The sequence below is a fragment of the Acidithiobacillus albertensis genome, from assembly GCF_001931655.1.
GTDB classification, from domain to species: Bacteria; Pseudomonadota; Gammaproteobacteria; order Acidithiobacillales; family Acidithiobacillaceae; genus Acidithiobacillus; species Acidithiobacillus thiooxidans.
Map to the genome: position 1 here is coordinate 1,781,364 of NZ_MOAD01000001.1, position 11,879 is coordinate 1,793,242.

The window sequence follows — 11,879 nt, forward strand, 5'->3', positions numbered from 1 at the left end:
GGGATTACAGGACCTCGCCCAGCATTTTCAGAAAACGTTGATTTTCCACCGGCAGGCCCACACTCACCCGCAGATGATCCGGCATGCCGTAGGGGCTGAGGGGGCGCACGATCACACCACGCTCTAACAACGCCACATACACGCGCTGCCCTCCTCCCGGTACGGCGAAGGCGGTAAAATTGCCTGCAGGGGGGAGAATTGTCAATCCAAATTTATCCAACCCCTCCGCCAGAACCTGTCTTTCCTGTCGATTATTGACGCGTGTTGCCTCCAAATGCCGGGTATCAAGCAGGGCGGCATGCGCAGCTACCTGCGCCAGGCTGTTGATATTGAAAGGCTGACGGACGCGTTCAAGCACGGCAATCAGGTCCGGATGCCCCATTCCATAACCACAGCGCAGGCCGGCCAAGCCATAAGCCTTGGAAAAAGTCCGGGTTACCAGCAAATTGCTGAAACGTCCCAGCCATTGGCGACCATCGGGATAATTGTCGTCGTCCATCAGTTCCAGATAGGCCTCGTCGAGAACTACCAGGGCATGCGCCGGAACACTATCAATAAAGGTTTCCAGGGCTGCGCCGGACAATTGCGTGCCGGTTGGATTATTGGGATTGGCGATAAATACCAGCCGCGTCCGCTCGCTGAGCAAGGCCGTCATGGCATCCAGATCATGTCCGTAATTGCGAGCAGGCGCGGTTCGTACCGTCGCACCACTGGCCTGTGCAGCAATGGCATAAGCGGCAAAAGCATATTGCGACACAATCACTTCCGTCCCTGGCCCGGCAAAGGCACGGACCGCCATTTCAATAACCTGATCCGAACCATTTCCAAAAATAAATTGCCGGGGATCCAGGTCATGCATTTGCGCAAGGCGCGCCCGCAGTTCCGGGGCGCCACCTTCTGGATAAAGAGCCAGATCGGGCAATGCGTCACGTATTGCCGCCAGCGCCAACGGACTGGGACCCAGGGGATTTTCATTGGAAGCCAGTTTGATGGCGTCGCGAATGCCCAGTTCGCGTTCCAGTTCAGCCAGAGGTTTGCCGGGTTGATAGGGACGTAAATCCGCCACACCCGGAGCTGCGTACTCCAGAAAATTCAGTGCCATTAAAAAACCGCCTTGGGATAACTTCCCAGACAACGATAAAAAGAAGACTGTGCCGCAAGGGCATCGAGAACCGGAGTTAAGTCGGAATCCTGACAATGTCCCAACAAATCCAGATAAAAAACGTATTCCCAGACCGCCGAACGCGCGGGACGGGATTCTATGCGGGTCAGGCTGATATGCGCATCGGCCAGAGGCGACAGGAGCGCGTGGAGACTTCCCGGCCGATTAATGCCCGCCACCACCAGGCTGGTTTTATCCTGACCAGTGGGACGCGTAAAAATTTTTCCGATGACCAGAAAACGGGTGGTGTTTTCCGGGTTGTCTTCAATGCCTGCCTGCAGGATATTCAGGGCATAAGTTTCGGCAGCTACAGTGGTTGAAATGGCAGCGCTTTGCGGATCCTGGACTGCCCGTTCTGCGGCTACCCCATTACTGGGAACATCCACCAGTTCCACCTGGGGCATATGCATAGCCAACCATTGTCGACACTGGGCGCGGGTCTGGTAATGCACGTAAACCTTGCGGATTTGTTCCATGGGAATATTGGCCACCAGATTATGGACAATGCGTAACTGTACTTCCCCGCAAATTTGCAGGGGATAATCCAGTAACAAATCCAGCGTCAGGTTGACGGAACCTTCCGTGCTGTTTTCCACCGGAACCACGCCAAATTGTGCCTGCCCGCCATCCACCATCCGGAAAATTTCAGGGATACTGGCCGTCGGTTGAAAAGATGCTGAACGGCCGAAATGTTTTTGTGCGGCCATCTGCGAGAATGTCCCTGCCGGCCCCAGATAAGCGACTTGCAGAGTTTCTTCCTGAGCCAGTCCTGCCGAAATAATCTCCCGATAAATGCTGGCCACCTGGGCATCTGTAAAAGGTCCGGGATTTTCCTGCATAATCCGTCGCAGGATTTCCGCCTCACGATCAGGATGATAAAAACGGCTTTCGCCCTCGGCGCGCTTGAGTTCACCCACGGCGTGGGCCAGTTGGCCCCGCTCGCTCAGTAACGCCAGAATTTTGCCATCAACCTGATCAATGGCGGCACGCAATTCCACCAGGCTGCGCGAGGATGTTTTCAAAAGCAACGCTCCTAGTTGTGCTTGCGGGCAAAGTCCCGCATGAAATCCACCAACGCCTGCACACCGGTCTCGGGCATGGCATTATAAATGGATGCGCGCATTCCACCCAACAGACGATGACCTTTGAGCTGCAGCAGGTGCTGAACTTCGGCTTCCTGCAGGAATGCCTTGTCCAGATTGGCGTTTTTCAGGGTAAAGGGCACATTCATCCAGGACCGGTTACGCGGTTCAATTGGATTGGTATAAAAACCCGCTGATCCGTCTATGGCCTGATACAGCAATTGCGCCTTGCGCGCATTGCGTTCGGCCATAGCCTGCAGGCCACCGGTCTTTTTTAACCATTTGAACACCAGACCGGCCACATAAATGGCAAATGTGGGCGGGGTATTGTGCATGGAACCTTCTTTGGCCTGCACGGCATAATCCAGCATGGTGGGCGTATTGGCCGGGGCCTGTCCCAGCAAGTCTTCACGCACAATGACCAGGGTCAAGCCAGCCGGACCAATATTTTTCTGGGCACCCGCATAAATCAGCCCGAACCGGCTGGCATCCACGGGGCGCGATAAAATATGGGAAGAAGCATCGCTGACCAGCGGAATGTCTCCCAACTCTGGAACAAAGTCGAATTCCACGCCACCAATGGTTTCATTGCCGGCAATATGCACATAAGCAGTGTCTTTGCTGACCTGCCATTCGGACTGGGGCGGTACCAGACGGGCCTGACGATCGGCATTACTCGCAGAAACCTCCACCTCAGCAAAACGCCGCGCCTCATTCAAGGCTTTTTCTGACCAGATGCCGGTCTGCACATAGCTGGCCTTGTGATGCCCACGTAACAAATTGATCGGAACCATGGCAAACTGGAGGGTGGCGCCGCCTTGCAGAAACAGGACCTTGTAATTTTCCGGGATGTTCATGAGATCACGGAGATCCTGCTCGGCTTCCGCAATAATCTGCATGTAATCCGCGCCACGATGGCTCATTTCCATGATGGAAATACCACGACCATGCCAATCCAGCAGTTCCGCCTGCACTTGCTCCAGCACTGCAGGCGGCAACATGGCAGGACCCGCACCAAAATTATATACCGGCTGATTCATGATTTATTCCTGGGGCAGTTCGGACTGCTCCCCCTCCTCTTCATCTGTTTCTGCAATAAGCGCCAAACCGGCAAGCTGCTCGCCCTCGCCCAGATTAATCAGACGCACCCCCTGGGCATTTCGACCCGTACGCCGGATGCTGTCCACCGCAATTCGAATCAGTGTGCCGTGGTCGGAGACCAACATCAATTCGTCCCGCTCCGTCACTGCCAGAGCACCAACCACATTTCCGTTGCGTTCATTGGTCTGAATGGCGATGACCCCTTTACCGCCGCGATTGGTCCGTCGATATTCTTCGACCGTGGTGAGCTTGCCATAACCATTGGCTGTTGCTGTCAGTACGATCTGATTCGCATCGACCAGTTCCGCAGAAATCACCCGATCGTTTTCTGCCAGACTGATGCCCCGTACACCCCGGGTATTACGCCCCATGGCCCGGACCTTTTCTTCCGGGAAACGGACCGCCATGCCGTGACGGGTAAAGAGCATGACTTCGCGTTGCCCATCGGAGAGGCAGACGCTCACCAGACGATCTCCATCATCGAGATTGATGGCGTTAATACCCTGACTGCGCGGTCGGGAATAATCCATGACCGGGGTTTTTTTGACGACCCCATGGGCAGTCACCATGCACACAAATTGTCCTTCCGTAAAATCGCGCACCGCCAACACCGCAGTAATATGTTCGGTGGGAGCCAGCGACAGCAGATTTACAATCGGCTTGCCCTTGGCACCGCGACCCGCCTGGGGTAACTGATAAATTTTTTGCCAGAACACCTTGCCGAGGTTACTGAAAAACAGGCAGTAGGCATGGGTAGAAGCGCAGAACATCCGCTCCACGAAGTCTTCTTCCTTGGTGGTCGTCGCCATTTTTCCCTTACCACCGCGACGCTGGGCATTAAATACGGTGACCGGTTGGGCTTTGATGTAACCGGCATGGGTGAAGGTCACCACCATTTCTTCTTCGGCAATGAGATCTTCATTGGAAATATCGCCGGTATCGGCCACAATTTCACTCCGTCGGACATCACCGTACTGATCAAGAATGGCTACCAGCTCTTCGCGAATGACTTCCATCAAGCGCACATGGGACCCGAGAATCTCCAGTAATTCCTTAATGCGATCCAGCAAGCCCAGGTACTCATCACGGATTTTATCCTGCTCCAGACCGGTCAGCCGATGCAGACGCAAGTCGAGAATGGCCTGTGCCTGGGTTTCGGAAAGGTGATAACCATCAGCCTGCATCCCGTCAGAGGGTTCGCCACGCTCGGTAAGCAGGGAAGCCACCATCCCCGGCTCCCAAACCCGCTCCAGCATTTTGGCCTTGGCCTCGGCTGGATTGGCCGCTGCGCGAATCAGACTGATGAGCGGATCGAGGTTGACCAGAGCCACCGCCAGACCTTCCAGAATATGGGCACGATCACGGGCTTTTTTCAGTTCAAAAATGGTGCGGCGGGTTACTACTTCCCGACGATGCTGAATGAAGGCATCAAGCAGTTCACGTAAACCCAAAGTCCGGGGCGCGCCGTCGAGCAAAGCCACCATGTTGATATTAAAAACGCTTTGCATGGCCGTATGCTGGAACAGATTATTGAGCACCACATCGGCATTGGCATCGCGCTTTAGCTCAATGGCAATGCGCATACCTGACTTATCCGACTCATCGCGCAGGTCACTGATGCCTTCCAGACGCTTTTCCTTGACCATTTCGGCAATGCGTTCAATCAGGCGGGCCTTGTTCACCTGATAGGGCAATTCCGTAACAATAATGCTCTGCCGATTGGTTTTTTTGTCCGTTTCAAATTCGCTACGCGCACGCATGACTACGCGGCCACGACCACTGCGGTATGCTTCAATACTGCCAGCCCGGCCAAGAATGTAGCCGGCAGTCGGGAAATCGGGTGCAGGCACCAGATCGAACAAAGCTTCATCAGAGATCTGCGGATCATCCACCAAGGCCAGACAGGCATTGATGATTTCCGTCAGGTTGTGGGGGGGGATGTTGGTGGCCATACCCACCGCAATCCCGGCCGAACCGTTGATGAGCAGGTTTGGGATCCGTGCTGGCATGACCAGCGGTTCCCATTCTTTCTCGTCGTAATTGGGGCCAAAATCCACCGTTTCTTTTTCCAGATCGGCGAGCATTTCATGGGCAATGCGCGACATGCGCACTTCGGTATAACGCATGGCCGCCGGACTATCACCATCTACCGAACCAAAGTTACCCTGCCCGTCAATAAGGGGATAGCGCATGGAAAAGTCCTGAGCCATACGCACCATGGTGTCATATACGGCAGTATCTCCGTGCGGATGATATTTACCAATGACATCACCCACCACGCGGGCAGATTTTTTGTAGGGCTTGTTCCAGTCGTTATTCATCTCGTGCATGGCAAAAAGCACCCGACGATGTACTGGTTTCAGGCCATCGCGGGCATCAGGAAGCGCCCGCCCGACAATTACACTCATCGCGTAATCGAGGTAGGACTGGCGCATTTCCTTTTCGAGACTGACGGGAATGGTTTCTTTGGCGAACTCTATCATCTGGAGACCGGATATCCTTGATTATTTTAACGGGGCATTATGCCACAACAGGATGCTGTCTGCATGTTTCAGCCACGCAGATTGGCAAGACTGTGCAGGTAGTCCGGCCGGGCCACCCCTTTTTCGGTAATAATCGCCGTTATGAGAGCAGCCGGGGTGACATCAAAAGCCGGATTGCGCACTTTAACACCCGCTGGAGCCACATCATGACCCGCACACTGCCGGACTTCGCTGTCCGGACGCTCTTCAATAACAATTCCTTCTCCGGCGGGCATGGCGAAATCTACCGTACTTAAGGGTGCTGCCACATAAAAGGGAATCTGATGATATTGCGCCAATACTGCGAGACTATAGGTTCCGATTTTATTGGCTGCATCACCATTGGCGGCAATCCGGTCAGCGCCTACAATCACCGCCTGAATCAGCCCCTGCTGCATGAGATAGGCCGCTGCACTATCGGTATTCAGGTGAAAGGGAATGCCGTCCTTCTGGAGTTCCCAGGCGGTCAGGCGCGCACCTTGCAACCAGGGCCGGGTTTCGTCGGCATACACCTGCAGTTGTTTTCCGGCAGAAATGCCCGCCCGGATGACGCCCAGCGCCGTACCATAGCCCCCCGTGGCCAAACTCCCGGTATTGCAGTGCGTGAGGATGCCGCCCTGCTCGGGCAACAAGGCGGCGCCATGGCGACCCATCTGTTGATTGTCGGCGATGTCCTGTTCCAGCAAGTCATGGGCGGCCTGCAGCAATAATGCCGCAGCCCGGTCAGCAGCCCTTTCACCTTGCGCCAGCTTTAATTGACGATCTGTTGCCCAGGCTAAATTGACGGCTGTGGGCCGCGCCGCCTTGATTTCCGCTGCTGCTCCTGCCAAACGCTGCTGCCAGTCAGAAAATTGCCGCATTTCCTGCACAGCCAATGCCATGGCATAAGCCGCCGTCACGCCAATAGCCGGTGCCCCGCGTACTACCATTTGCGTAATGGCCACAGCCACCTCGCGATAGTCACCCAGCTGCAACCAGATTTCCTGTTGTGGTAACAAGCGCTGATCGAGCAGGCAAAGCTGCTGGTCTTCCCAACGAATGGCACGAATATTATCGACTATAGGCACAGAGAATCTCCTGAGTGGCGGGCTTCGGACAGCGCCGGATAAAATACACGGCGCGCTCAATATACGGATCAACGAAATATCTGTAAAATGCAGGACCTTACTCGCCCCCGAAATGCCGGGGCAACTTTCCTTTTCCTATAGGTTTTGATCATGTCTGCCACCCACCATTACCCTGTTCTGCGCCTGCGCCCCAAGGAAGACCGCCGTTTGCGTGCCGGTCACCTCTGGATTTACAGCAACGAAATCGACGTCACCAAAACGCCTCTGCATGGAATGATCCCCGGCAGTGTCTGCAGAATAGAAGATGCCCAGGGTAAAGCCATCGGCCTGGCGCATATCAATCCGCACACCCTCCTTTGCGGGCGCCTCCTCAGCCGTGATCCCCATCTACTGATTGATGAAGCATTTTATCAGGAACGCTTGCACCAGGCGTTGCGCATGCGTGAAAAATTTTTTTCCGCGCCTTTTTACCGATTGGTGCATGGCGAGGGAGATGGCCTGCCCGGCCTGATTATTGATCGCTATGAAGATACCTTGGTCATGCAGCCTGGCAGCCTGGGTATGGATCGGGACATCGCCCTGGTTGCCAACGCCCTGCAAGCACTTTTACACCCCACGGGCATACTACTAAAAGCGGGCGGCGCGGCGCGGCGTCTGGAAGGTTTGGAAGATCGGGTAGAGGTTCTATTCGGACAGGTTCCGGAGCGTCTGCAGATTTGGGAGAATGATTGCTTATTTGAGATGGACCCGCGCGGCGGTCAAAAAACCGGATGGTTTTACGACCATCGCGCCAATCGTCGTCGCCTGCTGAGTTATGCCCCCGGTAGACGTGTTCTGGATTGCTTTGCCTATCTCGGCGCTTTCAGCATCCCCTTGGCCAAGGCCGGGGCGCTTGAAGTCACCGCAGTAGACAGCTCGGCGCCCGCTCTGGCCCTGCTGGAAGAAAATGCCCGGCGCAATGCGGTAGCCCCTATTCGCATCATGCACGATGACGCCATGGAAGCTTTGGCCCGACTTCGGGATCGTGGTGAGCAGTTTGATTTGATCGTCCTCGACCCCCCGGCATTGATCAAATCCAAAAAGGATTTCAAGGAAGGCAGCATTGCCTACCGACGCTTCAATGATCTGGCCATGCGCCTGCTCGCGCCGGGCGGAATTCTGTTCACGGCCTCCTGCTCCCATCATCTCAACCGCGAGACGCTGCTCGGCCAGATTGCCTTTGGGGCGCAAAGAGGCGATTACGCCATTATCGGCGAAGGCACCCAGGACATGGATCATCCCATCCATCCCGCTGTGCCCGAAAGCAGCTATTTGAAAGGTTTTTACATACATCGACGGGAATTGATTGCAGACGAACCGGAGTAATTTTCACGATGGGGCGGGTACGGGGTGGATTCTTGTCGCGCTGCCCCATGACAGGTACAATCGCGCCCACGCCGTTGTAGCTCAGTCGGTAGAGCAACTGATTCGTAATCAGTAGGTCAGAGGTTCGATTCCCCTCAACGGCACCAAATAAAACAGGCACCTTAGCGAGATTTGCTAGGTGCCTTTATTTTTCCAGTCTAACGGCCATAAAACCCCCGCAAGTCTGGCGCGGCGGAGGTTCCGCCTGTAGGTGTTTTGAGCACCATGAGCGAAAGATTAGGAGGCCTTATGAGTACTGTGAAGACTAGCCCTAGCGAAATTGATACTAGGGCACCAGCAAGGACTTATCCGAAGTTGTAAGCCAATCCCACCATGCCGCGCACCTCGTTGATTGTGGCCGACGCGCTCACGGCCTCAAGAGGATAGTTGTAGGAAGTGTGATAACGATCATACGCAATCCCAGCAAAAGCGCTGAATTGCGGTGTGAAGGCATAGACGCCCTTCGCACCCAACTGCACAACACCGGAAGACGGCGGATTAGAAAAAGATCCACTGCCGTCAATGGTATTTGCGCTGGCAGTAGCGTCTACGCCCGCAAGGTAGCCAATATGCGCATCCACATCAAAAGGACCGCCAGTGTTAGTGACAAGCTCAACGCCGCCGCCCAGGGCATTATTCCCATAGGTAACATTCCCGAAGCCGTTAACCCCCAGCTTGAAGTCAGCATATTGGTAGGCCAGATAAGGACCGACCGCCACTACTGGCGTCACAGCAAACAGCTTGCCCAGTCTGGCGTTAAACTGCAGAGAGTGTCCATTTACAGAAGTAGAGCCGCTGGCGTTGTTGTTATTGACAGTTCCGGAACCTCCAGAGATGGCAGCACCAGCGGCATAGTTGAACCCCAGATGCATAAACCACAAGTCACTGTTCACGCCGTTTGCAAAGACGCCAACGCCGCCAACAGTATTGCCTCCAGATGCGGATGCGGATGCACTAGGATCTGAAGCGGAAACTGATGAAGGGGTACCGACTACCTGACCATAAATGCCGATCAGATTCTGCGTTTGCCCGAATGAGCCGGTCATGCTTGCGCCCATGGCATAGACCGGAAGTAGAGTAAGAGCGACGGCTACAGCTATTTTGTTCATTGTGAACCCCTTTGGTCAGATAAAGCAGCAAAGGGGTATTAGGCTATTTTCTAATTTTTGCCAAGCAGCAGCGTCGCCTCACGCTGCCCCTATCGGCCGTACACCCCTCCGGAATACCCGCTATAATTTCCAAGAAGCTTTAGGTTTGAAGCAAACTTCTCCACGTCATGACAATTCGTGGAGACTACGGGTTGAGTCAGGAGCCGCGTCATGCAAAAACTTAATATTGTTATACTACTCACTATAAGCGGTTGTTTTTCTTCTATGGCTTGGGCGCATACAGCCGGACCCAGCCCTGAAGCTCTGTGGAAAGAAGTGCAAATTTTGCAAAAAACGCACGCCATCATGCCCGGAAGCACACCCTTTCAGCTGGGATCTCGGACGGTTGATCCTTACACTGTGGACTTGGCCAACACTTTGGCAATATCCACTATAAAAAAAGCCGGTGGGATACTGAAAGTGACCCGCTATAGTAACGGAAGCTTGGTGGTCAAAGAGAATTACAATGCCCACAAGCAGTTAGTTGGCGTTACCGCCATGCTGAAGGCGGCTAAATTTGATCCTTCAGACCGCAACTGGATCATGGCTGCCTATGATCCCACCGGTAAAGTCCTGGCTTATGGCAAAGTGGGCAGCTGTATCGCCTGTCACGTACTGGTCCGCCATCAAGACTTGGTTTTTGCTCCGCCGCCAACACAGTTATTGCCGATCACCACTTGGAAAGCGTTTTTCTCCAAGCAGGAAATGAATCCGGCTTACGTGGCACAAATTCAAAAACATCCCGGGGCTGTCGTTCAGTAGCCTGCTCATTCAGGAGGATATTCCCATGCAGCGTTTTATTCTGGCCTTTCTATTTCTGTCACTTGGCTGCCTGTTCCCCAATGCCCAGGCTGAAAAGCTCAATGACACTGCGGCGCTATCGGGCTTACATGATGCAAAGGCCGTGTTTTTGGTGAATATGCGCAACCCGGCGGCTGTGGATCACCTGGTCAAAGTCATCGGTTTGACCCGCAAACAACTTCTGCAACAAAAGGTGACACCGCACTTCATCGTGGTCTTTATCGGTCCAGATGTCGCATTTCTGACCAAAGATCGTCGGGGCATACCTTATACAGAAGAAAGGGATATTGCGGGGATTCAGGGAGAAATCCTGAAGCTCAGCCACAAAGGCATCCAGTTTCAGGCTTGTGGCGTGGCGCTACACGGTATGGACGTATCTCCGAGCATGCTGATTCCGAGCGTAACGCCTGTGGAAAGTGGCTTCATCTCTACCATCGCCTACCAAGAAAAGGGGTATGCTTTGGTTCCAGTTTATTAGGCGGCGATCAGAACCAATTTGCGCCCGGCATCGCGCAGGAATTCCCGTTCCATTGATTCTTGCAATTTTCAGTTAATCAGATAATGTTGTAACCCGCTGATTTCCGAATGCAGGCGGTTTTCTTTGGCTGGGGCCGTTCTGATGTTAGCCTCGCGTTGGCCAAAAAAAAGCACCTAGCAAATTACGCTAAGTGCCTGTTTTATTTGGTGCGCTCGGAGAGAGTCGAACTCCCGACCTACTGGTTCGTAGCCAGTTGCTCTATCCAGCTGAGCTACGAGCGCAACGAGGGCGTAATATAGCGACTGCACTGGCCGGGGTCAATATGTTGCGCCAGCAGCAGCCACGAATGCTCAGGAATTTCCCGAACTGTCTCCGGATGCCCCTCCGGCCTTTTCTTTGGCCATTTCTGCCTTTAGACGGGCGAGATCATCATCAACGCCACTACTGGCGCGCACTTTATCCAGTTCCTTATCGGTTTGGCTGCGAGTATCGAGGGGGTCACTGAGGGCACCCGACTCAATCAGGCCATCCATGGCAGTTGCCTTGGACTCCATTTGGGCGGTGCGGTCCTGGGCGCGACGCATGGCCTCACCGGCGTCATCCATACCCTTGCCGATACCACTTAATGATTCTCCAGCCTGGACCTCAGCCTTGGCGGCCATCATTTCACTTTTGGTCACTTCTTTCTGGGTACGGAACTGTTCGATATGATCCTGCAGTTTCTGCTCATAATCCTGCAGTTTCTGGGACTGAGCCGCTACTGCATCATGCGCTTCCTTGAGGCTGGCCAGTTTTTGCAATTCGGACTGCTTTTCGGCCAACTCGGCACGGGCCAGGTCTTCACGGTTGGCACCCAGAGCCATCTTGGCATCTGCGTCGGCCTTGTCAGCGGCTTTTTGAGCTTGTGCCATCTGACTTTCCAGCGAGACTTTTTCAGTAACCACATCGGCCAGATGGCGTTTGGTTTCCTGCAGGTTGGTGATCATTTTTTCATACGATAAATCCAAAGTTTCAGCAGGATCTTCCGCATTATTCAGAAAATGATTGACCTTGCCCTGCAATATTTCTGAGGCATGCTTAAATAATGACATTGACACTCTCCTTGCGAATGAAT

10 protein-coding genes and 2 tRNA genes are annotated in these 11,879 nt (G+C 54.0%); 4 read left to right on the plus strand and 8 right to left on the minus strand.

The window, feature by feature from the left end; translation table 11 throughout:
* Positions 1-4 precede the first annotated feature (4 nt).
* The 5 genes from hisC to mtnA form a co-directional block, all read right to left on the minus strand.
* Positions 5-1,102 (minus strand): histidinol-phosphate transaminase, encoded by a 1,098-nt coding sequence (gene hisC, locus BLW97_RS09305; protein ID WP_075322980.1) that lies wholly within the window; start codon positions 1,100-1,102, stop codon positions 5-7.
* A complete protein-coding gene (gene pheA, locus BLW97_RS09310; RefSeq protein WP_075322981.1) occupies positions 1,102-2,184 on the minus strand; it encodes a prephenate dehydratase in 1,083 nt (360 codons plus the stop codon). Before pheA ends, hisC begins: the two co-directional genes overlap by 1 nt.
* Positions 2,185-2,195: 11 nt before the next feature.
* Positions 2,196-3,284, minus strand: a complete 1,089-nt coding sequence (gene serC, locus BLW97_RS09315; RefSeq protein WP_075322982.1) for a 3-phosphoserine/phosphohydroxythreonine transaminase — start codon at positions 3,282-3,284, stop codon at positions 2,196-2,198.
* A 3-nt stretch (positions 3,285-3,287) separates the two neighbouring features.
* The gene (gene gyrA / locus BLW97_RS09320) at positions 3,288-5,828 is read right to left on the minus strand and encodes a DNA gyrase subunit A (protein ID WP_075322983.1); all 2,541 of its coding nucleotides are present in this window, start codon (positions 5,826-5,828) and stop codon (positions 3,288-3,290) included.
* Positions 5,829-5,896: 68 nt separating this feature from the next.
* Positions 5,897-6,934, minus strand: coding sequence for an S-methyl-5-thioribose-1-phosphate isomerase (gene mtnA, locus BLW97_RS09325; protein WP_075322984.1), 1,038 nt, complete (start codon positions 6,932-6,934; stop codon positions 5,897-5,899).
* A 150-nt stretch (positions 6,935-7,084) separates the two neighbouring features.
* Here mtnA and BLW97_RS09330 point away from each other — a divergent pair, with 150 nt between their 5' ends.
* Positions 7,085-8,299, plus strand: a complete 1,215-nt coding sequence (locus tag BLW97_RS09330) for a class I SAM-dependent rRNA methyltransferase (RefSeq protein WP_031568444.1) — start codon at positions 7,085-7,087, stop codon at positions 8,297-8,299.
* A gap of 70 nt (positions 8,300-8,369) precedes the next feature.
* Positions 8,370-8,445 (plus strand) — tRNA-Thr (locus BLW97_RS09335).
* 198 nt (positions 8,446-8,643) lie between these two features.
* On the opposite strand, the gene BLW97_RS09340 is transcribed toward BLW97_RS09335, so the two are convergent.
* Positions 8,644-9,447, minus strand: coding sequence for a hypothetical protein (locus tag BLW97_RS09340; RefSeq protein ID WP_010637981.1), 804 nt, complete (start codon positions 9,445-9,447; stop codon positions 8,644-8,646).
* 210 nt (positions 9,448-9,657) lie between these two features.
* Between BLW97_RS09340 and BLW97_RS19785 the strand changes: the two genes are divergently transcribed.
* A complete protein-coding gene (locus tag BLW97_RS19785; RefSeq protein WP_010637979.1) occupies positions 9,658-10,248 on the plus strand; it encodes a cytochrome P460 family protein in 591 nt (196 codons plus the stop codon).
* Between the two features lie 25 nt (positions 10,249-10,273).
* Positions 10,274-10,765, plus strand: a complete 492-nt coding sequence (locus tag BLW97_RS09350) for a DsrE family protein (RefSeq protein WP_075322985.1) — start codon at positions 10,274-10,276, stop codon at positions 10,763-10,765.
* Positions 10,766-10,969: 204 nt separating this feature from the next.
* Here BLW97_RS09350 and BLW97_RS09355 read toward each other — a convergent pair.
* Together BLW97_RS09355 and BLW97_RS09360 are read right to left on the minus strand one after the other, a co-directional pair.
* Positions 10,970-11,046, minus strand: a tRNA-Arg gene (locus tag BLW97_RS09355).
* A 69-nt stretch (positions 11,047-11,115) separates the two neighbouring features.
* Positions 11,116-11,856, minus strand: a complete 741-nt coding sequence (locus tag BLW97_RS09360; protein WP_075322986.1) for a PspA/IM30 family protein — start codon at positions 11,854-11,856, stop codon at positions 11,116-11,118.
* Positions 11,857-11,879: the final 23 nt, after the last annotated feature.